This window comes from Micromonospora sp. NPDC002717, assembly GCF_040295705.1.
In the GTDB taxonomy this organism is placed as follows: Bacteria; Actinomycetota; Actinomycetes; order Mycobacteriales; family Micromonosporaceae; genus Micromonospora.
Window position 1 is genome coordinate 78,127 of the sequence record NZ_JBEOVW010000021.1, and the last position, 25,640, is coordinate 103,766.

At 71.6% G+C, this 25,640-nt stretch carries 16 protein-coding genes; 9 read left to right on the forward strand and 7 right to left on the reverse strand.

Annotated elements, in window-relative coordinates; all coding sequences use genetic code 11:
- Positions 1-27: 27 nt before the first annotated feature.
- The 5 genes from ABT006_RS26050 to ABT006_RS26070 form a co-directional block, all read right to left on the reverse strand.
- Complete coding sequence (locus ABT006_RS26050) at positions 28-795, reverse strand: class I SAM-dependent methyltransferase (protein WP_350710492.1); 768 nt, start codon at positions 793-795, stop codon at positions 28-30.
- A gap of 61 nt (positions 796-856) precedes the next feature.
- Positions 857-2,272 carry a condensation domain-containing protein gene (locus ABT006_RS26055; RefSeq protein ID WP_350710494.1) on the reverse strand — a complete coding sequence of 472 codons (1,416 nt, stop codon included), beginning with the start codon at positions 2,270-2,272 and terminating at the stop codon, positions 857-859.
- On the reverse strand, positions 2,259-3,791 hold the full coding sequence (locus tag ABT006_RS26060) for a tryptophan 7-halogenase (RefSeq protein WP_350710496.1): 1,533 nt from the start codon (positions 3,789-3,791) through the stop codon (positions 2,259-2,261). Before ABT006_RS26060 ends, ABT006_RS26055 begins: the two co-directional genes overlap by 14 nt.
- A gap of 38 nt (positions 3,792-3,829) precedes the next feature.
- Positions 3,830-5,440, reverse strand: a complete 1,611-nt coding sequence (gene cmdF, locus ABT006_RS26065; protein WP_350710498.1) for a tyrosine 2,3-aminomutase — start codon at positions 5,438-5,440, stop codon at positions 3,830-3,832.
- Positions 5,441-5,446: 6 nt separating this feature from the next.
- Positions 5,447-8,656 carry a non-ribosomal peptide synthetase gene (locus ABT006_RS26070; RefSeq protein ID WP_350710500.1) on the reverse strand — a complete coding sequence of 1,070 codons (3,210 nt, stop codon included), beginning with the start codon at positions 8,654-8,656 and terminating at the stop codon, positions 5,447-5,449.
- A 189-nt stretch (positions 8,657-8,845) separates the two neighbouring features.
- Between ABT006_RS26070 and ABT006_RS26075 the strand changes: the two genes are divergently transcribed.
- The 3 genes from ABT006_RS26075 to ABT006_RS26085 all read left to right on the forward strand — a co-directional run bounded on the left by ABT006_RS26075 (position 8,846) and on the right by ABT006_RS26085 (position 10,826).
- Complete coding sequence (locus ABT006_RS26075; RefSeq protein ID WP_350710502.1) at positions 8,846-9,121, forward strand: phosphopantetheine-binding protein; 276 nt, start codon at positions 8,846-8,848, stop codon at positions 9,119-9,121.
- A 79-nt stretch (positions 9,122-9,200) separates the two neighbouring features.
- Positions 9,201-9,446 carry a hypothetical protein gene (locus tag ABT006_RS26080; RefSeq protein ID WP_350710503.1) on the forward strand — a complete coding sequence of 82 codons (246 nt, stop codon included), beginning with the start codon at positions 9,201-9,203 and terminating at the stop codon, positions 9,444-9,446.
- A 327-nt stretch (positions 9,447-9,773) separates the two neighbouring features.
- Positions 9,774-10,826, forward strand: coding sequence for an alpha/beta fold hydrolase (locus ABT006_RS26085; RefSeq protein ID WP_350710505.1), 1,053 nt, complete (start codon positions 9,774-9,776; stop codon positions 10,824-10,826).
- Between the two features lie 146 nt (positions 10,827-10,972).
- Here ABT006_RS26085 and ABT006_RS26090 read toward each other — a convergent pair whose 3' ends face one another.
- Positions 10,973-12,892, reverse strand: a complete 1,920-nt coding sequence (locus ABT006_RS26090) for an FAD-dependent monooxygenase (RefSeq protein ID WP_350710506.1) — start codon at positions 12,890-12,892, stop codon at positions 10,973-10,975.
- A 178-nt stretch (positions 12,893-13,070) separates the two neighbouring features.
- Between ABT006_RS26090 and ABT006_RS26095 the strand changes: the two genes are divergently transcribed.
- Positions 13,071-14,117 carry a methyltransferase gene (locus tag ABT006_RS26095; RefSeq protein WP_350710508.1) on the forward strand — a complete coding sequence of 349 codons (1,047 nt, stop codon included), beginning with the start codon at positions 13,071-13,073 and terminating at the stop codon, positions 14,115-14,117.
- 189 nt (positions 14,118-14,306) lie between these two features.
- On the opposite strand, the gene ABT006_RS26100 is transcribed toward ABT006_RS26095, so the two are convergent.
- Positions 14,307-15,416, reverse strand: a complete 1,110-nt coding sequence (locus ABT006_RS26100) for an RNA-guided endonuclease InsQ/TnpB family protein (protein ID WP_350710510.1) — start codon at positions 15,414-15,416, stop codon at positions 14,307-14,309.
- A gap of 101 nt (positions 15,417-15,517) precedes the next feature.
- Between ABT006_RS26100 and ABT006_RS26105 the strand changes: the two genes are divergently transcribed.
- The 5 genes from ABT006_RS26105 to ABT006_RS26125 all read left to right on the forward strand — a co-directional run bounded on the left by ABT006_RS26105 (position 15,518) and on the right by ABT006_RS26125 (position 25,491).
- Positions 15,518-20,722, forward strand: coding sequence for a type I polyketide synthase (locus ABT006_RS26105; protein WP_350710512.1), 5,205 nt, complete (start codon positions 15,518-15,520; stop codon positions 20,720-20,722).
- Positions 20,719-22,362, forward strand: coding sequence for a (2,3-dihydroxybenzoyl)adenylate synthase (locus tag ABT006_RS26110; RefSeq protein ID WP_350710514.1), 1,644 nt, complete (start codon positions 20,719-20,721; stop codon positions 22,360-22,362). The genes ABT006_RS26105 and ABT006_RS26110 overlap by 4 nt, the downstream gene beginning before the upstream one ends.
- Positions 22,363-22,655: 293 nt before the next feature.
- Positions 22,656-23,120: an enediyne antibiotic chromoprotein gene (locus ABT006_RS26115; protein WP_350710515.1), complete on the forward strand. Its 465-nt coding sequence runs from the start codon at positions 22,656-22,658 to the stop codon at positions 23,118-23,120.
- Between the two features lie 485 nt (positions 23,121-23,605).
- Complete coding sequence (locus ABT006_RS26120; protein WP_350710517.1) at positions 23,606-24,475, forward strand: alpha/beta fold hydrolase; 870 nt, start codon at positions 23,606-23,608, stop codon at positions 24,473-24,475.
- 260 nt (positions 24,476-24,735) lie between these two features.
- Complete coding sequence (locus ABT006_RS26125) at positions 24,736-25,491, forward strand: hypothetical protein (RefSeq protein ID WP_350710519.1); 756 nt, start codon at positions 24,736-24,738, stop codon at positions 25,489-25,491.
- Positions 25,492-25,640 lie beyond the last annotated feature (149 nt).

Below are 25,640 nucleotides of genomic sequence, written 5' to 3' on the forward strand. Positions count from 1 at the left end.
TGCCGGGTGCGGGGACGATCCCGCCGCTCAGCGCCGCACACCGATGAGGAGCCTCCGCCCGGCCAGGCCGACGGAGAGGAAGTCGCCGCCGCAGCCGGCTGCGGCGAGCGCACTGAGGTGCTCACGGCGGCCGAACGCCCGCAGCACCCGGGTGTCCTCGACGTGCCGGACGCTGTCCCCGTCGGCGACGAGGAAGTGCCGCTCGAGGCGATGGGCGCCGTCGCGGGGTATCCCCCGCGCCATGTGTGCGACCGTACGGCCGTCCTCGGCGCGCGTCAGCGCCTCGCGGGCGGTCCTCCGGGTCGCCTGGTCCGGCATCCAGATCGGAGCGAGGATCATCAGCCCGCCAGGCGCCAGGTGCCGGGCCAGTGCCCGCAGGACGGCCCGGTAGCCCGACAACGGGAACCGCGCCAGGGCGTCGTGCAGGCATGTGACGACGTCGAACGTGCGGCCCACGTCGAGGTGCGGCAGCTCCGCCTCGTGGATCGTGGTGCCCGGCAGCGCCTGGCGGGCCGCGGCCGCCATCGGAGCGTCGACGGCGACGCCCTCGGCGACGGCGACGTGCGGAATCAGGTGTCGCAGGTGCTCACCCGCGCCGCACGCCACGTCGAGCACCGACGAGGACTCCGGGTGACGGGCCCGGACGATACGCAGCAGAGCCTGTGCCTCCACCGCGTGGTCCCGGCTGCTGTCGACATGGACAAGGTCGTAGAACGTGGATCGTGCTGCCTCGACAGGCATCATCACCTCCGGTTTCTCGTCCCGGTACGACGACGCCAGGACGTCGCGTCGCACCGGTACTGATCGCCGTGTCGGCCCGGCTGCGCGGGCATCTTCCGGTTTGCCCGCTGCCGGCCTAGGTCCGCAGCGCACGGGCGAGGGTGTCCCGGTAGCCCGCCACCAGCTCGGCCACCGTCTCCGCCCGGAACTGGCCGCGGCAGTACCCGACACTGCCCACGATGCCGCCTCCGACGTCGAACTCCACCGCCCACAGCGCCCCGTCCGGGATCTGTGAGCCCACCGGCTGCGAGCGCAACCGGCGCCGCATCGCCTGGTAGGTGAGGTCGCCGACACGCTCGCCGACGGCCATGAACGGTGACTGCACCAGCTGGAACACGCAAGCCGCGTGCTCCTCACCGGCGGCGGCGCCCATCAGCTCCGGCGCCACGCCCAGCAGGTCCACGAAGGGGATCTCGTTGCGGTACGCCTCGAGGCAGGCCGTCCGAACCCGGTCGAGCAGGTCGTCGAAGCCGACGCAGCCGTCGGTCCGTACCCGCAGCGGCAACAGGTTGAAGAAGGAACCGACCATGTCGAGCGTCCAGGCCGGCCGCCGGCCGGGAGTGAAGGTCGGCATGACCACGTCGGCGCGGCCGGTGGTGTCGGCGAGGTACCGCACGTAGGCCGCGGCCATGACCATGAACGGGGTGCAGCGCCGGGCGGTGGCGTACGCCTGCACCCGGCGGCGCAGATCGTCCTCGTAGAGGAATCGGTACCACGACGTGACGTCCGGGCGCTGGGCCCCACGGGGTCGGTCCATCCGGACCGGCGTCACCGCCGCCCCGCGCAGCCGCTGCCCCCAGTACCGGCGGGCGGCGGCGAACGCCGGCGAGGCGGCGACGTGCCGCTGCCACTGCACGTACTCGCGGTACTGACGCACCGGGGGAAGGTCCGGTCGCCGTCCGGCGCGACGCGCGGCGTAGCAGAGCGCAAGGTCCCGCAGCACCACCTGGATCGACCAGCCGTCGACGCCCGTGTGGTGGGCGGCGAGCACGAGGACCGCGTCACGGTCGTCGAAGCGACCGAGCCGGGCGTGCAGCGTGGGGCACTGGTCCATCCGTACCGGGCGGGACTCCACGTCGTTGAGCAGAAGCTCCGCCCGTTCGTCGCGGGCCGCCGGCTCGGTGGGGAGGACCTCGACCTCGAGGCGGGGTGCCCGGGCGGGCCGCACGCGCTGGTGGACGTTGCCCGGCTCCCGGACGATCGACGTGCGGAGGGACTCGTGCCGCTCGACCACGTCCGCGAGCGCTGCCCGGAGTGTCGCGACGTCGAGCGGTCCGGTGATCCGCCAGCCACCGACGATGGTGTACCGGGGCCCGAACGGGCCGCCGTCGTCACCTCCGTCGACCATGCGGAGGAACTCCTGCTGCCGGGAGAGCGCGAACGGCTCGTCCGGTCCGGATGCCGGCTCCGGGACGTGTTCCGGCGCGGCGGGCGCGACGCCGTCCGGCAGTGTCCACAGGGACGCTGCCGGACGGCGGTCATCCGCCGGCATGGGCCGAGCCCCCGGCCGCCGACTCGTCGCCGGCCGGCCGGCGCCACCGCATGCCGTCGGCGGACGGGATCAGGCCGCCCGGCCGGAGCGGGTGCAGATCGTCGACGTTGCCGCCCATGGCTGCCTGGGTCTGCACGCGAACCCCTTCCTTGAGGACCTCCCTGAGCATCGACGCGCCGAGCAGGTTGCGGTCCTCGCCCGCCTCGGAGACCGGCCCCTGGACGACCTCGGCGAGCTGCCGGAACGCCGGTTCCCGGCGCTGGATGTACGACTCGGCGTCGACCAACGCCCGCTCCTGCGACCCGGCGCCTCCGACGAGCTGCACGAATGCCTCGACGGCGCCGGCGACGTTGTCGTCGGTGATCTGCTTCGCCGTCCAGAAGTACGATTCCTCGTCCTGGTGCATGTCGTAGAAGGCGACCAGGAAGTCGTGGAAGAGGCTGTACTCGCGACGGTAGCGCGCCTCGAACTCCTCGAAGACGCTCTCCTCGTCCAACTCCCCGGCCAGGCAGCTGTTGATGGAGCGGGCGGCGAGCAACGCGCTGAAGGTCGCCAGGTGCACCCCGGAGGAGAAGACCGGGTCGATGAAGCAGGCCGCGTCGCCGACCAGGAGCATCCCGGGCCGCGAGAAGGTGTCGTTGATGTAGGAGTAGTCCTTGCGGACGCGGACCTCGCCGTACGGGCCGCTCTCGACCCGGGTCGCGTCGGCGAGGTAGTCGGCGATCATCGGGCACTCGGCGATCAACTGGCGCAGCACCGTCTCCCGGTCGCCGCCCCGGATCCGGTCCAGGGCCTGCGGTCGCAGCACGGCGCCGACGCTGGTGAGGGTGTCGTTCAGCGGGATGTACCAGAACCAGCCGCTGGGGAAGGCGACGGCGAGGATGTTGCCGCTGTTCGGCTCCGGAAGCCGCTTGCCGCCCTCGAAGTACCCGAAGAGCGCGAGGTTGCGGAAGAACTCCGGGTAGTGCCGGTCACCGCCGATCCGCTGGTGAATGCGGCTGCGGTGGCCGGAGGCGTCCACCACGTAGCGGCTGCGGACCTCCCGTCGGGTGCCGTCCTCGTCGTCGAAGCGGACGCCGCAGACCCGGTCCCCGTCCTCCAGGACGTCCACCACGGCGCACCGCTCACGGACGGTGACCCCCTTGCGGCGGGCGTTGTCGAGCAGGATCTGGTCGAACTTCATGCGTTCGACCTGGTAGGCGGTGGCACCCTCGCTGGCGAACTTGGGCGAGATCGCGAACGCGAACGTCCACGGCTCGGGGTTGCGTCCCCAGCGGAACGTCCCGCCGCGCTTGACCGGGAACCCGGCGCGGGCGAGTTCGTCGGTGACGCCGGTCAGTCGGCAGATGCCATGGATCGTGGCGGGCAGCAGCGACTCCCCGATCTGGTACCGGGGGAACGTCTCCTTCTCCAGCAGCAGGACCCGGTGCCCCTGCATCGCCACCAGCGTGGCAGCCGTGGAGCCGGCCGGCCCGCCACCGACGACGATCAGGTCGTAGTCGAAACCGTCGTTGTTCACGTCATGTCCTCCAGGAGTCACGGACAGGGGTTCGTCGGTCAGCGCAGGACCACGTCGGCGCGCAGGACGGCGTCGAGGAGGTCCGCGCGGCTCAGCGCCGCCGCCACCGCCGCGATGTCGTCGGCCATGTGGCGGTCGCGGTGCAGAGTGGGTGCGATGGATCGGGTGAGCTCGTAGGCGGCCCGCCCGGCCCGGCTCAGCTGCGCGTACCGCCCGGAGACGTCGACCGCCTGCGCGGCGGCGAGCAGTTCCACGGCCAGGATCGTGTCGTTGTTCGTCAGGACCCGGCGCGCGTTGCGGGCGGCGATCAGGCCCATGCTGACGATGTCCTGGTTGTCGCCGTTGGAGGGGATGCTGTGGATGCTGGCCGGGCCGATCGTGCGGTTTTCCGCGACAAGTGCGGTGGCCGGGTACTGGGCGCCGGCGAAGCCGCTGTTGAGGCCCGGGTCGCCCATGACGAGGAATTCCGGGAGACCGTAACTCAGGTGGCGGTTCAGCAGGCGGTTGGTGCGGCGCTCGGACAGCACGCCGAGCTGCGTCAGGGCGATGGTGACGTAGTCCATCGCGAAGGCGACCGGCTGGCCGTGGAAGTTCGCGCCGTGGAAGACCTCGCCGCTGCCGAAGAAGAGCGGGTTGTCGTTGGCGGAGTTCAGCTCGACCTCGACCGTCGACCGGGCGTGGGTGAGGGTGTCCCGCACCGCGCCCAGCACCTGCGGCACCGCCCGCAGGGAGTACGCCTTCTGCATGTAGATGTTCGTCCGCTGCACCGCCTTGTCCGGCTGCCACTCGTCGGCGAGCTGCTGCCGCAGGCTGGTATGCGAGACGGTCAGCCCGCTGTCGCTCATCAACGCACGCATGTTGGCGGCGGAGTCGATCTGGCCGGGGTGCGGCCTGGCAAGGTCGTGACCCTCCGCGAGGAACGGGCCGGTGGATCCCTGCAGGGTCTCGATGACCAACGCGGCGACGATCTCGGCCTGGCGGACCTGTTCGGTCGCCCGACCGATCACCAGGGCACCGAGCCCGGTCATCGCGGAGGTGCCGTTGATGAGCGCGAGGCCTTCCTTGAACCGCAGCTCCATCGGCGTGATGTCGTGCTCGCGGAGCACCTCCCCGGCCGGCACCGGCCGGCCGTCGCGCAGCACGTAACCCTCGCCCAGCACCGTGCTCGCGATGTGCGACAGAGGGGCCAGATCCCCGCTGGCGCCCAGCGAGCCCATCTCGGGGATGGCCGGAGTGATGCCGAGGTTCAGGTACAGCTCCAGGCGGGTGATCAGCTCGGGACGCACGGCGGAATAGCCCTTGGCCAGGGCGTTGAGTCGGGTGGCAACGATCGCCCGGGCCTCCACCTCCGAGAAGTGCGGGCCGACGCCGGCGCTGTGACTGCGGACCAGGTTGGTCTGGAGCTCAACCTCCTTGGACTGGTCCACCAGCATGTAGATCATCTCGCCGTACCCGGTCGTCACGCCGTAGACCGGGATGCCCTGCCGCACGATGTCCTCGAACCGCTGCCGGCTGCCGGCCGCGCGGGCCAGCGACTCCGCCGGCACCACGCAGGGTGCGCCCTGTTCGGCCACCTGTCGCACGCCGTCGATCGTGAGTCCGGCGCCGTCGAGAACCACCGGTCTGGCAGCGCTGTCGAACTGAGCCATGCTCTTTCATCCCATCGTCGTGGTTGGCCCGGCAGCAGCGAACGCTCCACCGGCTGTCGAGTCGCCGCACCCGGCGGCCGCCGCCTGCACCAGCGCCGCCATGCCAGCCACCGTCGGGGCCGTCATCAGCTCCGCCACGGACACGTCCACACCGAAGCGCTCGGTGAGCCGGTGGGCGAGCCGAGCCAACAGCAGCGAGTGGCCGCCCGCGGCGAAGAAGCTGAGGTGCACGTCCGCCGGCCCGGCCGGCAGCAGTTCCGCCCAGAGCCGCCCGATCTCCTGCTCGGTCGCGGTCGGATCCCGCCCGGCGGCGGACCCGGCGGCCAGCACAGGGTCCGGGAGCCGGGTCCGGTCGACCTTGCCGCCGACGTTGCGTGGCACCCCGTCGATGGCGACGAAGGAGGCGCGGTGGATCACGGGACCGTACCGACGACGCAGGTGCGTCCGCAGCGACGTCACCAGCGTCTGCCAGTCGCCGCGGTGACGGGCCACCACGAAGACGACCAGCCGGCTCACCAGTCCGTCCGGGTCGGCCACGGCGGCCACGGCGCAGTCGGCCACGAGCGGATGCTCGGCGAGGACGGCCTCCACCGCCGCGAGTTCGAGCCGGTGTCCGGCTAGCTTGACCTGGTGGTCCAGCCGGCCGACATGTTCCAGCGTGCCGTCGAAGCGGCGTCGTCCGAGATCGCCGGTCCGATAGCAACCCGCCGTCGGAGAGGCGGCCGCATCGGCGCCGCGCAGGGGCCGGAAGGCGCCGTCGCCTCGCCCCTTCCCGTCCGCGCCGGGCAGGTAGCCCGGCACGGCGTACGGACTACGGACGACGATCTCCCCGGTCACCCCCGTGGGGCAGGGACGGTCCCGCTCGTCGACGACGAGCACCTGCCGGCCGGGAATCGGCCGGCCGATCGGCACCCGCTCGCCGCGGACCAGGGCATCGATCCGGTACGCGCTGGCCGCCACCGTCTCAGTCGGCCCGTAGACGTTCCACAGCCGGGTGTGCGGGAGCAGCCGGCGCAGCTGGTTCGCCAGGCTGGCCGCGAGCGCCTCCCCCATCAGGATCAGGTGGGTCAGGCGATTCGGCACGGCGCCGTCCCGCTCCATCGCGACCGCCAGCTCGCGGGCGAAGCTCGGCACGGTCTGCAACAGCGTGACGCCCTCCCGGTCGAGCCAGCGCACGAACCGCTCGGGGTGGGCCCGGACACGGCCCGGTACGGGCACCAGCGTCGCACCGGAGATCAGAGCCGCGAACACCTCGCAGAGGCTCGGGTCGTGCTCGACGGCGGCCCATTGCGCCACCCGTGCACCGGGTCCGAGTCCGCCGATGTGCGCGAGCCAGGTGGCGAACTGGGCGAGCGCCGCGTGGGTCTGGACGACCCCCTTCGGTCGCCCGGTCGAGCCTGAGGTGAACGCGGCGTACGCCGCCGATGCCAGGTCGATGTCGCACGGTGTCGCCACCGCCCCCGCGGTCGGTTCCGTCGGCAGCGCGAGGACCTGTCCGCCCCGCTCAGCCCGGTACCAAGCGGCCAGCGGGTCGTCGGCCGGGTCTCCGCCGAGCAGCACGACGGCCGGCCTCAGGTCGGTCAGGACCATCGCGGCCCGTTCCCCGGTGTCGTCCGGGCTCATCCACACCACGTGCCCGCCGGCCTGCAACACGGCCAGGGAGGCCGTCACCAACGCCGGTCCCATGTTCAGCCGGACGGCGACGGCGCGGTCCGTGACCGGGACCCGGGCCCGCAGCCAGGCCGCCAGGTCCGTCGCCCGGGTGACGAGTTCGGCGTAGGTCAGGCCCTCCTCCTCGCACCGCACGGCGACCGCCTCCGGGAACCGCTCGGCGCATTCGCGGATCAGATCCGGCACCGGCCGCGCCGGTGTCGGCGGATCGGCCGTGGCATCCAGGTCGCGTACCGCCGTCGCGAGTTGCCGGGACGTCTCCAGCGGGAGATCGGCGATGGCCACGTCGGGGTTGCGGGCGGCCGCCGTGAGCAGGGTGCGCAGGTGCGCGAGCAACCCCTCCGCGGTCGAGCGCCCCATCCGGTCGGCGCGGTAGGCGAGCGTTCCGGCGAGGGACGGACCGGTCGGCGAGACGGTGAGCATCAGATCGGCGAGGAGCGTGTGGGCGGGGGTCCTCAGCTCGTGGACGGCGGCGCCGGCCAGCCGCAGCGACGTGCCCTGGTGCCGGCCTTCGGCGAGCACCGCGTCGCAGAGCGGGATCCCGTCGACGGGGCGGGGCGGATTGACGCCACGGACCAGGCGCGGGAAGGGCAGCCGTCCGTGCGTCTCGGCGCTTCGCCGCCGCCGCGCCGTACGGCGCAGGTGCTCCCTGAACGTGGTGGTGGCGGTCAGTCTGCCGACGACGGGAACGAGGGTCGACAGTGGACCGACCGTGCCCTCCTCGCCCGGCCCGCGTAGGCAGACGGGCATCGCCACCGTCAGCGTGTCGTCGCCGCCGTACCGCCCAAGGGCAACCTGGAGCGCGGCCAACACGATCGTCAGGGGCGCGGTGCCCTCCGCCCGGGCCAGGGCCCGGACCGAGGTGTAGAGGTCCCGCTCCCAGTCGAAGGTCACCTCGTCGGCCACCGTCGGTGTCCCGCTGGCGGGCCGGTACACCGGAAGGGACGCGGCCGGCGGAGGTGGGTCCAGCTCGGCGAGCCACCGGTCGGCAGCCTCGCGGCAGATGGTTGCTTCCGTCCGGTGCGGGGGGCGCTCGCGGTGGTGCCGGGTCGGTGCGGACGCCGGGCGGGGAGCGCGGACGGCGTCGGCGTACCCGGTCGACAGTTCTCCGGCGACCAGCGACATCGACACGTCGTCCGCTACCGCCTGGTGGGCGGCGAGCACGATGCGGTGGTGCCGCGGGGTGACTCGGAGGACGGTCATCCGGGCGGACGGCCCGACACCGAGGTCGCCCGGCAGCACAGCCGGTGCCCCGTCGCGCACGTCCCGCACCTCGACGGCGTCCCGGTGCACGGGGTTGACACGCCGGACGGGCCTGCCGTCCACCGTCGCCACCGTCGTCCGCAGCGCCTCGTGCCGGTCGAGCACCGCCCGCCAGGCCGAGCACAGGGCCTCGACGTCGATGTCGCCGGTGACCCAGTACGCGCGGCGGACCGTCGAGGCGGGGGCGTCCGCGTGCAGCCGCGTGACGTACCAGATGCCGTCCTGCACGTCGGCGGCGGCCGCGGCCAGGCGCGACGGGGTGGTTGGAGCGTCGGTTGTCACGCAGCAAGTCTCGGCGGGTACCGCGGGGCCGGCATCTCATGAAATGCGCCGTGGAAGTGGGACCGGCGAACGGCCGGCCGTACGTCGGGAGCCGATCTCCCGGAATGCGCATTCGCAGAGATGCGCGCCACTGTCGACACCGCCCAGGATGACCGCAGAGCCGAGCGCGCAACCTGGAAGAGGTGACGAATGAACGACGTCCCCGGAACTGCTCCGAACCCCCGGGACCCCGCTGAGCTGGAGGGTCGCATCAGCGCCATCTGGCGTGACGTCCTCAACGCCCGCGAGGCGTCCCCGGGCGCCACCTTTCTCGAACTGCAGGGGCAGTCGATCTCCGCTGTGCGCATCGTCGGCCGGATCGAGGAGGAGCTCGGCATCGAGGTCGACGCCGCCGTCCTCTTCGACGACCCGGATCTGCGGACCTTCACCGACGTGGTGATCCGGCAGGCAGAAGCCGCCGGCTAGCCGGGCTCGGGTCCGGGCCGGCCCGCCCCACGCCGCCCGGTCCAGGGCACGCCCCGTCGCCGCGAGAAGGGAGCACGCGATGCTGGCCATCAGGCTGTACGACATCGAGACCGGCCACGTCCAGACACTTGCCGAGGTGACCGATCCCGCGACGGCGGACTCGTGGCTGGAGCGGTTCGGAGCTGGCGGCATCGGCACCAACGACGTCGTGTACGTCGTGGAGTTGGTGTCGACACCACCCCCGGCTCCGCCACGTCCGACGCAGCCGAGACGCGACACCGTGTTGCGGATGGCGGGTCCGGCCACACCGGGGGCAGCCGCCTGAGTGGACCGATCCCCCGTCGGCTGCCGGCCTGTCGCGGACGGACGCGCGGAGCGGCCGCGCCACCGACGTGCCCGCCGGCCGCCAGTCATCGGTCGGGGCGCTTTTTCGTCCGTGCGATCGCGACATGGACCCGGTGAGCCAGAGGCGGCAGTCCACACGGACAATTGACGACTATCTTCGCCAAACATAAGATCGTCGCCAACGACGGATCTTGTCAGGCTAAGACCTACATCTATGCATATCGTTAGCCTGCGGTCCTGCGCCGGAAAGCGCGTCTCGTCGTGGCTCGGGCGCGCCCGACGCTCGGCAAACACCGAAAGGGGCACAATGACATTGTCCGCACTTCGCCGTGGGCGAAAGCAGCACGACGCTGGCTCCCCCGCCCGGACGAGGTCGCTGTGGCGGAGGAGCATCGCGTCCCTCGCGGTCGCGGCGACGGTGCTCGTCGTCGGCGCGTCGTCCTCCTCCGCCGCAGGCACCTACGCTGAGCCGACCATCGGCAAGGCGAGTTTCAGCGCGTCCTTCCAGCACGGCATGGTGCCGGTCGACGGCGGTCAGCTGCACTACGTCAAGGGTGGATCCGGACCGGCGCTGGTGCTCCTGCACGGCTGGCCGCAGACCTGGTGGGCGTGGCACGACGTCATGCCGGCCCTCGCCCGGAACCACACGGTCATCGCGTTCGACCTGCCGGGCCTCGGCGACTCCAGCTCCTTCGCCGGCGGATACGACAAGGTGACCACCGCACAGCGCATCCGTCAGGCGGTGCACGCCCTCGGGCACCGTCAGGTCTCGATCCTCGCGCACGACGTCGGCGTGCTGGTCGCGTACCCGTACGCCCGTGAGTTCCCCACCGAGGTCACGCGACTGGCGGTGCTCGACTCGACGCTGTCCGGATTCGGCCTGGAGGACGCCTACACCCTCAGCTTCCACTTCCTGTTCAACGCGGCGCCCTCGCCGATCCCCGAGCGGATCCTCGACAACGAGGACGTGTCGACCTACCTGGGCATGATCTTCGACTTCAGCGTCAACCGCGACGCCATCGACAGGGAGGTCTACTACCAGTACTACCGGGACCCGGCCGACCGGACGGCGGGCTTCAACTACTACCGCGCGTACGCCGGGGACGCGGAGAACAACCGGGCCAACGCGGCGCGGCGGCTGGCCATGCCGGTCCTGGCGATGGGCTCGGCGGCGACGTTCGGGCCTGGGGTCGCGGCCTCGTTCCGGCAGGTCGCCGACGACGTACGCGAGGTCGTCGCCCCCAACTCGGGGCACTTCATCCCCGAGGAGAACCCGCAGTTCCTCATCTCCTGCGTCAACCTCTTCACCGGCGTGACGGCCACCCCGCCGTCGCCGGAACTGGCCAACTGCGTCGCCTGATCGTCCGGCCCGCGCCGGGGTCCGCCCCGACGAGGTCAGCAGCCGGCCGTCACGTGCCCACCGGCGCGTGGCGGCCGGCCGCGTCGTCCGAACCGCCGTTCGCCCACAGCCGATCCGGACGTGTTCCAGAGGAACACGAGGTGCTGTCACGCCGCCTCGCTGCCCGGAGCCATCCGCGTCGCCGAGCACGGCCACGGCACCACGAGGTCCAGACGGGCCGACACCAGCGCCAGGTGGATCCGCGTCGGCCACGCGTCGACGGACGGATCACGGCACAGGTCGATCGACCAGTCCATCGGCACGCAGCCGACGACCACCATGCCGGCCTCCGCCCGGATCCGGCCGCCGAACTCGACGGTCCGGTCCCACCAGCCGGGGACGCCGAAGTCCGGCAACAACAGGACACCGTCGACGCCGCGCCCGCGGAGCGCGGCGACGGCGACCAGTCCGTCGCCGTCGACCGGCGCGGACGCCGTCGGGTCCGGCGGTGCCAGTGCCACGATCCTCAACGCGTGCCTGCCCCGGACCAGCAGCCGCCCCTCGGTGCCCACCGTCCAGCCGTCGGCCGCCGGAACTGATCCGGGCGGGAGCGGGTGCAGCTCCGCAACCGGCCGCGGACGCGGGTCGATCCCGTCCCCCGCGCCGAGTGTCGGACCGGTGGTGCCGCCGGACGCCGGTCCACCGAGACTGACGAGCCGGTGCGGCAGACGCAGCGCACCGCGTGTCAGCGGTTCGGCGACGGCGTTGCGAGCAGGGCCGTCCGGGTCGACGCCGGCGGCACGGCGGTACGCCGCCTCCGCCTCGTCGACGCGGGCGGGACAACGACGGCGCAGGCCGAGATAACTGATCGCCGTGCTCCGCGTGATGAAGTGCATGCCGAACTGCGCCGGCGGCAGGTGCAGGCGCCGCCCGTAGTTCTCCCACCACCGCATGCTGGGTCCCGCCAGGCGCTGCACGCGGGTCACCCGCCCCCGTCGCGCCCGCTCGTACGCGGCGAACGCGTCGGCGATGTCCTGCTCGCGCAGCGCGGCGGCAAGCGCAGCCGCATCGGCGAGCGCCATCGTGGTGCCGGACGCGACGCTGAAATGCGCGGTGTGGGCGGCGTCGCCGACCAGCACCAGGTTGCCGTCGGACCACCGCTGGTTCGTCACGACGTCGAAACGCGACCACCGGCTCCTGTTGCTGACCAGCGGGGCGCCGAGGTGGTCGGCGAAGACGTCGTCGAGCAGTGCCAGCCCGTCGCCGCTGATTTCGCCCGGTACGCCGCCGGGACGACACCGGACGTCAAGACCCGCCCGACGCCAGGTCACCTCGTCGAGCTCCACCACGACGGTGCTCAACCCGTCACCGCACGAATAGGCGTGCGCGGCCATCGGTCCGTACTCGGTGGGCACGAAGAACATCGTGGCGGCGTCGCCGATGTCAGCGGCCGAGCCCAACCAGATGTAGCGGGCGGCGCCGGTGCGCACGGTGGTGCCGAAGTCCGCGGCACGGGCCGTCCGCTGCGCCGAGCGGGCACCGTTGGCGAGGACGGTCACGTCCGCGTCGAACTGGTCGGCGCGGGCATCATGCCCGTAGTGGAGCCGGGCGCCGACCCGTCGTGCCGCCTCCGACAGAAGCGCCAGCATCGTGTCGCGGGAGACCGTGGCGATCGGGAAGCCGTCGTAGCGGAGGCGTTCGCCGGGCAGCCGCAGCTCGATGCCGGACAACGGCCGCACGACGCGCCCGAGGCGCTCGGCGACCTCGGGATCCCAGGTCGCGAGCTCCCGCATGGTCCGGTCGGACAACGCGACGCCGAAGCCGGCCACGTCCTCGCGCCGGTTGCGCTCGTAGACGTCGACGGTCACCCCGGGCAGCGTGCGGCCGATCAGCCGTGCCAGGAAGAGACCGGCGGGACCGGCCCCGATGATCGCCAGCCGCGTCACGCCACCCATGTCCGCCCTCACCGCTTCCTCGTCGCCGTACGCGGTCGCGCCGACGATTCCGAGCAGAAGTACGGCCCGGACCGCGCCACCTTCCGCCGCGGCACGGTCCGGCCCGGTTCGGATCGTCGCAGCCGATCGCACGGGGCGGCATCTTCCCCGGTGCGGCGGAGGCGTCCGCGTTCCCCGGATCCGGGTCCACGTCTGATCGCCACGGGCGGCGCACCGACGACGCGGCACCCAGGGAGGTGCCGGAGGCGACACGCCGCCACCACGATCGGATCGTCCCCCCGAACCCCTGCGCAGGGCAGGAAGGAGCACCATGGGCACCGATCGGCACGTGGCGTTGACGGAAGCCGACTACCTCCGACTGCTGATCCACGGCACGACCGCGTTCGAGTTGGTGCGCACCAGCCTGGAACTCGAGATCTTCGAGCACCTGGAGAGCAGCGGAGGAATGGACGCGGCACGCCTGGCCGCGACGATCGGTATCCAGGCGCAGCCTGCCCGCGTCATGCTGCTGGGACTCTGTGCGCTGCGGCTGGTCGAGAAGCGCGGTGACGCGTACGTCAACACCGCCATGACGCGCGGGAAGCTGCTGCGGTCGAGCCCCCGCTTCCTGGGAGCGCTCGTCGACGTCCAGGCGAAGGTGATCAACCAAGCCCTGCCCGACCTGGCGGAATCGGTACGTCGCGGCACCAACGTGGGACTCCGTCATCTGCCGGGCCCGGGGACCACCCTCTACGAGCGGCTCACCGCGCACCCCGAGCTGCAGCAGGTGTTCTACGCCAACATGGGCGACGCGTCGCGCAAGGCGTTCGCGCAGCTGTTGGAGCGCTACGACTTCAGCACCGTGCGGCACGCGGTCGACGTGGGTGGTGGCGACGGGACGAACGCGATCGAACTCGCCCGACGCTACCGGCACCTCACGGTCACCGTCTTCGACCAGGAGAGCGTCACCCGCCTCGCCGCGGACCGGATCGAGGATCCGGATCTGCGGCGACGGGTACGTTTCCACGCCGGTGACATCCTCGCCGACCCGCTGCCCGACGGCGCCGACGCGGTGTTCGTGTTCCACATCTTCGAGATCTGGTCCCGGGAACGTAACACCGAACTGCTGCGCAAGTGCCGGGCGGCGCTGCCGGAGGGCGGCATCTGCCTCATCTACAACTTCGTCTCCGACGACGCGGGCACCGGCTCGATGAGCGCCGGGCTGGTTTCCCCGTACTTCCTCACCCTGGCCTCCGGCGAAGGCATGGCCTATTCCGCCGCCGACATGGAGCAAGCGGCCCTCGATGCGGGCTTCTCGCACGTCGAGCGGTACGAGGACATGGGGTTCAGCCATGCCCTCGTCGTGGGCCGTCGATAGGGCTCGTCCGCCGGCTCCACACCGACTCCGACAACCGTGCGCGCGCGCGTCAAGGAGACCTCTTCTTGACATCCTCCCGGCCCTGAAGGGCCGGGATTCCCCCGGTCGCCCGTGGGGGTTTCCTGCTTCACCGCCGACTGCCCGCCCGGAGGGACTCCGTTGAGGTCTTACACCAGCTCCACAGGCGTTTTACCTGTCCGCCAGCCCGGCGGCCAGAAGGTTCCTCGCTGCGTTGATGTCCCGGTCATGGGTCACACCACACGGGCATTGCCACGATCGAACGTTCAACGGCAGGGATTCAGTCAGTCTCCCGCAATCCGAGCACAGCTTGGACGACGGGAACCAGCGGTCCACCGTCACCAGGGTGCGTCCGTACCAGGCGGCCTTGTACTCCAACATGGCTCGCAGATCCGACCAGGCCGCGTCGGAGATGGCGCGGGCGAGCCGGTGGTTGCGCAGCATGTTCCGCACCGTCAGGTCTTCGATCACGACCGTTTGGTTCTCGCGGACGAGTCGAGTCGACAGTTTGTGCAGGTGGTCCCGGCGCCGGTCGGCGATCCGGGCGTGAACCTTGGCGACCTTGAGTCGGGCTTTGGCCCGGTTGGCCGAGCCTTTCTCCTTGCGGGCCAGTTCCCGCTGGGCCCTGGCGAGTTTCCGCCGGTCGGCCCGCTCGTGACGGGGGTTGATGACCTTCTCCCCGGTGGACAGGGTCACCAGGCTGGTCAGGCCTACGTCGACGCCGACCGCCGTGTCGAGAGGTGGGAGGGCCTCGACGGTCGGATCTTCGACGAGCAGGGACACGAACCAGCGGCCGGCCGCGTCTCGAGACACGGTGACGGTGGACGGTACGGCGCCGTCGGGCAACGGACGCGACCACACAATGTCCAGCGGGGCGACCATCTTCGCGAGAGTCAGTTTCCCGTCCCGCCAGCGGAACGCCGACCGGGTGTACTCGGCGCTGGCCCGCGACTTCCTCTTCGACTTGAAATGGGGGTATCGGGCGCGTTTGGCGAAGAACGCCGTGTAGGCGGCGTGCAGATGCCGCAACGCTTGCTGCAGCGGAACACTGGACACCTCATTGAGGAACGCCAGATCCTCAACGCGTTTCCATTCGGTCAGGGCCGCCGACGATTCCACGTAACTGATCGAGCGGCGTTCCGTAGCGTATGCGCGGGTCCGCATCTCGAGGGCTTTGTTGTAGACCAGGCGCACGCACCCGAAGGTGCGGCGGAGTTGTTCAGCCTGCTCACCGGTGGGATAGAAGCGGTACTTGTACGCCCGCCTCACCACCCCGCCCACATTTCACATTCTAACGGTCCATTGTGGTGCACGATCGCTGAGGGGAGGGAGCGGCGTTTCCTCCTGGCCCTGAACGGCCGGGCTTCCACGCCGCGACTCTGATGACCTCAACCGAACCCATCGCCATCGTCGGCATGGCCTGCAGGTTCGCCGGAGACGTCAGTTCGCCCGACGAGTTCTGGGCGTTGTTGCGTGACGGCAGGGACACCGTCGGGGAACTCCCCGACGACCGCTGGAGCTGGTACGCCAGCCAGGGCCCGGAGCACGCCGCAGCGTTGGCGACGGCGACCACGCGGGGATCCTTCCTGGCCGACGTCTCCGGCTTCGACGCCGACTTCTTCGAGATCACACCGCGGGAAGCGGCGCTGATGGATCCGCAGCAACGCATCGTGCTGGAACTGGCGTGGGAGGCCCTGGAGCACGCGGGCATCCCGCCGAAGGGGCTCGCCGGCACCGACGCCGGCGTGTTCATGGGCGTCGGCACGGACGACTACGGGCGGCGGCTGCTGGAGGACCTCCCCCGCATCGAGGCGTGGACCGGGATCGGAGGGGCCTACTGCGCCGTCGCCAACCGGGTGTCGTACGCGCTGGACCTGCACGGTCCCAGCATGACCGTGGACACCGCGTGCTCCTCGTCCCTGGTCGCCATCCACCTGGCGGCACAGGCCCTGCGGGCAGGGGAATGCGACGTCGCCCTGGCCGGCGGGGTGCTGGTGATGGCGGCGCCCGGCCTGACCCTGGTCCTGGACGCCGCCGGCGCCACCGCCCCGGACGGGCGCTGCAAGTCCTTCGACGCGGACGCGGACGGTTACGGCCGTGGCGAGGGCGGTGGCGTCGTGGTGCTCAAGCGGCTCGCCGACGCCCGCCGGGACAACGACCGGATCCTGGCCGTCGTCCGGGGCAGCGCGGTCCAGCAGGACGGCCGGACCAACGGCATCATGGCGCCGAACGGGCACGCACAGGAGCAGTTGATGCGTCGCGCCTGCCGGGACGCCGGCATAGATCCGCGGACGGTCCAGTACGTCGAGGCGCACGGCACAGGAACACCGGTGGGCGACCCCCTGGAGGCGGGTGCGCTGGCGTCGGTGTTCGGGGCCGGCAGGCCGCCGGACCGCCCGCTGCTGATCGGCTCGGTCAAGCCGAACATCGGTCACCTGGAGGCGGGTGCCGGCGTCGCCGGCGTCATCAAGACGGTACTCGCCCTCCGGCACGGCGAGCTGCCACCGAGTCTTCACCTCCACCGCCCCAACCCCGCCGTCGCCTGGGAGACCTCGGGACTCCGGGTGGTGACGGAGCCGACGCCGTGGCCGCAGGCGGACACGCCGCGGCGCGCAGCGGTCTCCGGGTACGGCTACGGCGGCACCATCGCCCACCTCATCATCGACGGAGCCGATACGTCGGTCCGCCGCGACGGCGACGGCGACGGCGACGGCGAGTCACCCCGTCCCCTCCTCCACCCGTTGTCGGGGGCCAGCCCTGCTGCCCTCCGGCAGAACGCCGACCGGCTCGCCAGGCGACTCACGGATGACCCGGCCCTGACCGCCACGGACGTCGGCCACACCCTCGCGCTCGGACGCAGCCATCTCACCCATCGCGCCGCCGTGGTCGCCACCGACCGGACCGGCCTGGTCGAGGCACTGCGGGAGTACGCGTCCACCGGCCGGGGCTGCGTGACCGGCGCGGCACCGGCCGGCGGTGACCGTGGCGTCGTCTGGGTGTTCTCGGGACACGGCTCACAGTGGACCGGCATGGCCCGCGACCTGATCGACGACGCCCCGTTCGCCGACGTGCTCGACCAACTCGACCCGGTGTTCAGGGCGGAGCTGGGTCTCTCGCCACGGTCCGTTCTCCTCGACGACCGTCCGCAACCGGTGGACGTGATCCAGCCAATGATCTTCGCCGTCCAGGTCGCGCTGGCGGCGACGTGGCGGGCGATGGGACTGCGTCCCGCCGCCGTCATAGGTCACTCCGTGGGGGAGATCGCCGCCGCGGTCACCGCCGGCATGCTCACCCTGGAGCAGGGCGCGCGCCTGGTCTGCCGCCGCTCGCTGCTCCTGCGGGAGGTCGCCGGGGCCGGCGCCATGGTCATGGTGAACGTCGGATTCGACGAGGCGGTACGCCGGCTGGGCGAACGGGACGACGTGGTCGTCGCGATCGCCGCGTCCCCCGAATGGTCGGTGCTGTCCGGTGACGTCGCGGGCATCGCCGACGTCGCCCAGCGGTGGCTCGCAGACGGGGTGACGGTCCGGCCGATCCAGTCGGATGTGGCGTTCCACAGTCCGCACATGGATCCGCTCCTGGACCCGCTGGAGGCCGCCGCCACCGACCTTCCACCTGCGGCGCCACTGATCCCGACCTACACGACGGCCCTCTCCGACCCCCGCTCGACCGCCGCGCGGGACGGCGCCTACTGGGCGGCGAACCTGCGCGGCTCGGTGCGCTTCGCGCAGGCCGTCGCCGCCGCAGCCGAGGACGGTCACCGGCTCTTCCTGGAGATCTCCGCGCACCCCGTCGTCGCACACTCGATCAGCGAAGCCCTGGACAGCCTCGGGATCGACGACGGCCGGGTGGCGTACTCGCTGCGCCGGGGCCGGCCGGCACGTGAGGCCCTGCTGACGAGCCTGGGCGAGCTGTACTGCCACGGCGCGGCCGTTGACTGGTCAGCCCTGTGGTCCGTTGGTGACCTCGCCGACCTGCCGACCCAGGCGTGGCAGCGCAGGCGGCACTGGGCACCGGAGCCGGCACCGACGCCCGGGGTGACGAGGCGGCACGACCCGCGCAGCCACACGCTGCTCGGTGGGCGCACGGTGGTGCGTGGGGCCGAGAGGACCGAGTTCTGGTCAACCCGCCTCGACCACGGCTCCCGTCCGTACCCGGGGGACCATCCCGTGCGGGAGGTGGAGATCGTCCCCGCCGCGGTGCTGCTCAACACCTTCTTCTCCGCCGCAACGGATCGGGGCTGGGTCGACCTGGCAGACCTCGCCCTCCGGGTACCGGTCAGCGTGACCCGGCCGCGGGAGGTCCAGGTGGTCCGTCAGGGCGAAACGCTCCGCCTCAGCTCGCGGATCCTCGCTGACGGCGCCGACGACGAGGACGAGGGCTGGGTTACGCACACCGCAGCCACCATCGACACACACCTGGACCTACCCGCCGGTGACAGCCACCCCACCACGGTGGTCGAGGCGTTGCCGGACGACTTCGTCGTCGACCGGCTGGCTTCGCTCGGTGTCGCCGCCATGGGTTTCCGCTGGGTCGTCCGTCGCATCGGCCGAACCGTGGACGGCATGGTCGCGGACGTCGATGTCGAGAACGGTGAGGGGGCGCCGCGCGGGTGGGCGCCGATGCTCGACGCTGCGCTGTCGATCGCGTCGGTGGTCTTTCCCGGGCCGGCCATCCTCCGGATGCCCGCGCACATCCACCGGGTCACGCTCTCGCCGGCGGCGGTCGCCCAGGCGCGGATCGTCGTGCGCACAGCGGCCGACGACGTCGTCGAGGTGGAGATCGTCAACTCGTACGGCGAGACGGTCGGCCGGCTGACCGGCCTGCGGTACGGGGTGCTCGACCTCGATGTGCACCAGGGCGACACCCCGAAGGGTCTGGTGCACCAGACCATCTGGCGGTCCGCACCCCGGCTGGTCGGGCACCGCCCGGGGGCGGTGGTCCTGGTCGGCCCGGGCACATCGCTGAGCGACGGACTGGCCGCACGCCTGAAGGACACGGGCATACCGTGGCGGCACATCTCCGACCCGGACCACCTCGCCGGCACGGACCTGACCGACGGTACGGCGGTCCTCGTCGTGCCCGCCCGCACGCGCCCCGACGACGTGGCCGGGTCGGTCGACGAGAACACCTGGCTGCTCACCCGGACCGCACAGCGGCTGGCGGGGGCCGGGTCGGCACGGCCCGCACGCCTCTGGTGCCTGACCCAGGGCGTGGTCGGCTGCACGGACAGCGGGGCTCTCGGCCACGCTGCTCTCTGGGGTCTGGGCAGGATCGTCGGTGGCGAGCATCCGGAGCTCTGGGGCGGCGTCGTCGACGTCGGCGCGTCGCCAGGGGACCTGTCGACGCTCGTGGAGATCATCGGGGACAGCCACGGCGAAGACGTCATCGTCATCCGGGACGGGATCGTCTCGGTGCCACGCCTGCGTGCCGGTGAGGGCGCCGCCGACGCCTCACCGGCGATCTGCCGGCCGGACGGCACGTACCTGGTCACCGGCGGGCTGGGGACCCTCGGCCTGCAGGTGGCGTCCTGGCTGGCGACGCGTGGCGCGCGCCGCATCGTGCTGGCCGGTCGCCGTGTTCTGCCCGAGCGTGACGCGTGGGACGACCTGACCGACCCCGGGCAGCGGGCAGCGGTCGAGACCATCCGGGCACTCGAGCGTTCCGGTGTCACGGTCGCCGTGGTGCCGGTCGACATCGCCGACCGGCACGCCGCCGCGCGACTGCTGCGGCCGGCCGCGCTCGGGCTGCCTCCCGTCCGCGGCGTCGTGCACGCCGCAGGGGTGATCGACAACCGCACGGTCGGCGCACTCGACGAGGCGTCACTGCGTCACGTGCTACGGCCGAAGGTCGCGGGGGCGCTGGCCCTGCATGACATCTTCCCGCCCGGCAGCGTGGACTTCTTCGTGCTCTTCTCCTCGGCGGGTCAACTCCTCGGCCTGCCCGGGCAGGCCAGCTACGCCGCGGGCAACGCCTTCCTCGACGGTCTCGCGCGACACCGGCGCGCAGCGGGCGACAGCGGAACGCGAAGCATCGCCTGGACGTCCTGGCGCGGGCTCGGCATGTCCACCTCCTCGGAGGTGATCGACGCCGAACTGGCCGCCCGGGGCACCGCGGACATCAGTGCGGCCGAGGCGTTCGCCTCCTGGGAACTCGTGGAGCGGTACGGCCTCGGCGAGGCGGCCGTGTTCCGCGTTCTGCCGGGCTCCCCGGCCGGGCGGCGCCCACCCCTGCTCGACGAGCTGACGACCGCCTCCTCCGCCGGAGAGGCGGCCGATCCGACGGCTCCATCGTGGACCGGCCTGGACGACGCCGCGCTGCACGCGCACCTGTCCCTGCGGATCAGCGAACAGGTCGCCGACGAGACCCGGCTGCCGGTCCTCGACGTCGACCCTCACCGCCCCCTGTCGGAGATGGGCCTGGACTCGGTGATGACCACACGGATCCGGTACGCGCTGGAACGGGAGTTCCGGCTCGCGCTGCCCGCGACCCTGCTCTGGGACCAACCCACCGTGGACGCCATCGCCACGTACCTGGCCGCCCGGCTGGGGCCGACGGCCGCCCCTACGGAAGGAGTCAAGCCGTGATCGACGAGGGCACCGTACCCTGGCCGGAGGATCTCGCCTACGCGTACCGGACGGCCGACTGCTGGCGGGGCCGCCCACTCGGGGCGTATCTGTGGGACTGGGCGGACGCGTGGGGCGACCACGTGGCCGTGGTCGACGGCGACCGGCGGCTGACGTACCGGGAACTCGCTGTGCTGAGCGACGGCCTGGCCGAGCAGCTGATCGAGCACGGGCTCCGCCGCGGCGACAGCGTCCTGGTGCAGCTGCCGAACTGCTGGGAGTTCGTCGTCGTCACCCTCGCCTGCTTCCGAGCGGGGGTGGTGCCCGTGATGATGCTCCCGCAGCACCGAGCGCACGAGCTCACCGCGATCGCCGAACACGTCGAGGCTCGGGCACTGGTCGTACCGGACACCTGGCGCGGCTACGACCACCAGGCCCTGGCACACCAGGTGGCAGCCGGCCTGCCGGACGGCGCGGCCGTCCTCGTGGTCGGCGCCGACGTCCGACCGCACAGCGTCGACGTACGGTCCCTCATGCGCTGCGGCGGTGACGTCGAGGCGCGGCGCCGGCGGCTGGACGGCCTGGCCCCGTCCGCGGCCGACGTGGCGCTCTTCCTGCTCTCCGGTGGCACCACCGCAGTACCGAAAGTCATCGCCCGCACGCACGACGACTACGAGTACAACATCCGGCGGTGCGCCGATGTCTGCCGGTTCAGCCGCCAGACGGTGTACCTGGCGGTGCTGCCGGTCGGGCACAACTTCCCGTTGGCGAACCCCGGAGTGCTGGGGACCCTGCACCGCGGCGGGCGGGTCGTCATGCTGCCGTCGCCCCGCCCCGAGCAGGCGTTCGCCGCCATCGAGGCGGAAGGGGTCACCGCGACGTCGGTGGTGCCGGCGGTGGCGATCAGATGGATGGAGGCCGTGGACGGCAGCGGTCGTGACCTGTCCAGCCTGCGGCACATCCACGTCGGCGGGTCGATGCTCTCGCCGGAGGTCGCCGGCGCCATCGGCCCGGCCCTCGGCTGCGAGCTGCAACAGGTCTACGGGATGGCGGAGGGTCTGGTCTGCTACACCCCGGTCGACGCGCCCCGCTCCGTCGCGAACACGACGCAGGGGCGCCCGCTCAGCCCGTTCGACGAGTTGCTCGTGGTCCACCCCATGACGGGCCGGCCCGTGCCGCCCGGTGCGGTTGGGGAGCTGCTCGTCCGAGGCCCGTACACCCCGCGCGGCTACTACCGGGCGCCCGAGCAGAACGCCGTCTCCTACACGCCCGACGGCTGGTACCGCACCGGTGACCTCGTGCGCATCACCCCGCGAGGCAACCTTGTGGTCTGCGGCCGGGTGAAGGACGTGATCAACCGGGCAGGTGAGAAGATCTCCGCCGCCGAGATCGAGACGCTGGCGCAGGACATCCCGGATGTCGCCGAGGCTGCGGCCGTGTCGGTGCCCGACGCCGTCGTCGGGGAACGGGTCTGCCTCGTCGTCCGCCTGCATCCGGGACGTGAGCTGACCCTGGACCGGGTGGCCGCGGCGCTGACGGAGCGGGGGCTCGCGACGTTCAAGGTGCCGGAGCGTCTGGTCGTCCTGGACGACCTGCCGCACACCCCGCTCGGGAAACCGGACAAGAAGGCGCTGCGGCTGCTCCTGACGCGGGCTGCGTAGGGCCGGAGCCTCGCGCGGCCTGCCGTGGGCCCGCCGGTCGCACCCTGGTCCCGCCGCCCCCGGCCTCGGCGGCGAGACGGCCGCACAAATTTCTGGCCGCAGACCGATCAATCGCCGGCCGGCCCGTCGTCATAACTGTTAGAGCGCTCATGATGCGGCTCGGCGGTCGTCAATACGCCATGACACGGGTGCACTGTTCGTCCCGTCGCGTCGCATCACCTACCCGTTCCCTCGGGTGCAAAACGACCGGTCCTGCCAGAAGTGTGCCCGACATCCACGAATTGGAGTTTCGCGTGACCGTCAGGAACTGGAACCGTACCGCCCTGTCCGCCCTCGGCCTCAGCGCCGTGGCGGCCCTCGGTCTCACCGTTGCCGCCTCGGCGCCGGCGGCTGCCGCCCCGAAGGACGGCGTCTCCGCCGCCACCGCCAGGGTCACCATCACGCCGTCGAGCAACCTGGTCGACGGGACGGCGGTGACCATTGCCGCCACCGGCCTCCGGCCGAGCACCGTGTACCACATCGGCCAGTGCGCGATCATCGGCGAAACCCTTCCGTGCAACGGCGCCGAGACCATTCACGTCAGCTCGTCCAGCTCGGGCAACCTGAGCACCAAGCTGACGGTCCGGCAGGTCTACCAGGGCACGCTGGGCCCGGAGAACATCCCGTGGGGCACCGTTGACTGCAAGGCCGTGCCGTGCGGCATCGGCATGTTCAACGACCTCGGCGAGGGCGCCGGCGCGGCAATTTCGTTCAAGTAATCGCAAGCCGCACCAACGCTGTTCCGGGTCACGTTCCGCGTGACCCGGAACAGCTTTTTTAGGCGCCTCGGAACCGTTCCACGCCGCTTCCGGGCGCTGGCGCAAAGCATGACGCCATTCGACCGGAAACTGCGAAACGCTGTCGATGTGCGCGGCACCTGGACATTGTCGCATCGGCGGTGTCCCGATCCTGAGCCCGTTGGCCGCGGTGGGCAGCGGACGCTGGCGCGCCACGACCTCCACGCATTCATGAAGATGTCCAGCCGCACTGCCGGACCTACCGTCGACTGGCGGCCGACGGCCGGACCGACGCCGTCGGCGGGCCCGCTCCGCCGAGCCCGCAGCCACTGCCGAGCAGCGGCCGGGCCGACCAGGTGTCGACGCTTCGGCACGCTCCGGTCGGCCTGGGGAGGCATGCGACCGCCCGGCGCCAGCCAGGGCCACGAGCTGCGTCGGCGTCCCAGCACTCCTCCCAGGAGGTTCACATGCGCCCACCACGACGGGGCACCATCGACGTTCCCGGCGCCACCCTCTATTTCGAGCTCCGTGGCGACGGACCACCGCTGCTGTGCATTCCCACCGGGAACGGGGACGCCACCCCGTTCGGGCCACTGGCCGACTCCCTCGCCGCTCACCGCACGGTCATCACCTACGACCGGCGCGGCTTCTCCCGAAGCCCGGTCTTCGACGCGGTGGCGGATGATCGACGGGTTCTCGTCGACGCGCAGGATGCGGTTGCGCTGCTCGACCACGTGTCCGACGAGCCCGCCGACGTGTTTGGTACCTGCTCAGGCGGCATCGTGGCACTGGCCCTGCTGCAGACGCGCCCAAACCGCCTGCGCACCCTGGTCGCCCACGAGCCACCCCTGGCGTCGGTTCTGCCGGATGCCGCGCGCTGGTTGAGTTTTTACGAGAGCCTGTACGTCACCTACCGGGAGTCCGGCGTCGCCGCCGCCAAGGCGGTTTTCCGGGACCACGTCGGCCTGGAAGGTGAGACCCGGCCACCCGAGGACGCCCGGCTTCCGCCGCAGCAACTCGAGGAACTGCTCACCAGGCTCCGCCGCAACGAGGTGTTCTGGTTCGAGCACGAGACCCGCAGCTTCCCCGCCTTCCAGCCCGACCTGGGGGCGCTGCGCCGACACCGCGACAAGCTGGTGCTGGCCGGCGGCACCACCTCCCGGGAGCAGTACGCCTACCGCCCCAACAAGGAGCTGGCGCGGCTGCTGGAGGTCGGGATGGTCGACCTTCCCGGCGGCCACCTCGGGCATGTCACCCACCCGTACGAGTTCGCCGAGGCGCTCCACGACCTTCTCCTGTCACGCCCCCCTGCGACAGGCACGCCGCCGGCGTGGTGACGGCCCCGAGACCGGTTCGCCGCGAGGGAATGCCACCCCTTGTGCCCCGCCTTGATTACGCTCCTGAATCAATAACTAATCCGACACGAATCGCGAACTCCACACCCCCTAACCGGTGAGCAATACGGGAGGGGAAAACGGTCCGGACGAACCACATACTGGTGGAGAGGCGAGAGAATCGGGAGGGCGGCCGAACGCCTCGGGTGAATTCCGCTGTTCAGCGGTCACCGGTCAACGTAACCCGAAAAAATGGAGAAGACATGCGCAAGAAGCGTACCGTCGTCGCACTCGCCGCAGTGGCGATGGCGGCCCTCACCACGCTGTTCCTGGCGGGGAACGGGGCGGCCAGCGCCGAGTCCGGCGACACCGCGGCGGCCCCGATGCACTTCGAATCGTCGGAGCTCCGGCAGCTCCTGGCACCCGCCGACGGTCTGGACGCGAAGTCGGCGTCCATCCAGCCCACCATCACCATCAAGGAGGCAGTGGCGACCGGTCAGTTCGAGTCCGGTCCTGGTCTCACGTCCGAGCCCAAGGGCTGCCTGAACATGACCGATGCCCTTGGCGACCTCAGCGGGGTCGAGGGCTACATGCAGTCGGGCGAGCGATCGACGGAGGCCGCGCCGGACAGCCTCCAGCGGTACTACATGACCGCCGTGTTCCAGATCCCCGGCGGCGCCGAGGCCGCGATCGACAAGGTGACCGAGGTGCTGCGCACCTGCAGCGCCGGCACCATCCTGCTGGAGACCGGCAAGGGTGAGCCGCTGAAGGGCAGCATCTCCTACGCCGAGCACAAGGCCCTGCCGCTGGACGGCGCCCGCACCTTCGCCTCCACCCTCACGACGATCCTGCCGTCGTTCACCGGACTCAACGACGAGACCCTCCCGACCACCGAGTGCGAGGCCCAGCTCACCCTGGCCGCTGACGGTGACCTGCTGATCTGGTCCGTCGAGCCGACGGAGCAGCTGGCCACCGAGTCGGTCTCCACCGTCTACGAGCGGGCCCTGGCCCTGAGCTGATCAACCGCCGCCCTCCCAGGTCGTGCCTGCGCCACCGGCGCAGGCACGACCGTCTCGCGTTCATGACCGTCGACTGTGGGAGGCGTTCCATCCGACGACTGCGGCCCCGGCCGTAGCCCGCTTCCCCAGCGGCCACGGCTGGCCACCCA

What these genes read in the sequence shown, in the direction of transcription:
- ABT006_RS26105 (WP_350710512.1), top strand. Translation starts at nt 15,518, where the DNA reads ATGACCTCAACCGAACCCATCGCCATCGTCGGCATGGCCTGCAGGTTC.
- ABT006_RS26095 (WP_350710508.1), top strand. Translation starts at nt 13,071, where the DNA reads ATGGGCACCGATCGGCACGTGGCGTTGACGGAAGCCGACTACCTCCGA.
- ABT006_RS26125 (WP_350710519.1), top strand. Translation starts at nt 24,736, where the DNA reads ATGCGCAAGAAGCGTACCGTCGTCGCACTCGCCGCAGTGGCGATGGCG.
- ABT006_RS26055 (WP_350710494.1), bottom strand. Translation starts at nt 2,272, where the DNA reads ATGCCGGCGGATGACCGCCGTCCGGCAGCGTCCCTGTGGACACTGCCG.
- ABT006_RS26080 (WP_350710503.1), top strand. Translation starts at nt 9,201, where the DNA reads ATGCTGGCCATCAGGCTGTACGACATCGAGACCGGCCACGTCCAGACA.
- ABT006_RS26085 (WP_350710505.1), top strand. Translation starts at nt 9,774, where the DNA reads ATGACATTGTCCGCACTTCGCCGTGGGCGAAAGCAGCACGACGCTGGC.
- cmdF (WP_350710498.1), bottom strand. Translation starts at nt 5,440, where the DNA reads ATGGCTCAGTTCGACAGCGCTGCCAGACCGGTGGTTCTCGACGGCGCC.
- ABT006_RS26075 (WP_350710502.1), top strand. Translation starts at nt 8,846, where the DNA reads ATGAACGACGTCCCCGGAACTGCTCCGAACCCCCGGGACCCCGCTGAG.
- ABT006_RS26120 (WP_350710517.1), top strand. Translation starts at nt 23,606, where the DNA reads ATGCGCCCACCACGACGGGGCACCATCGACGTTCCCGGCGCCACCCTC.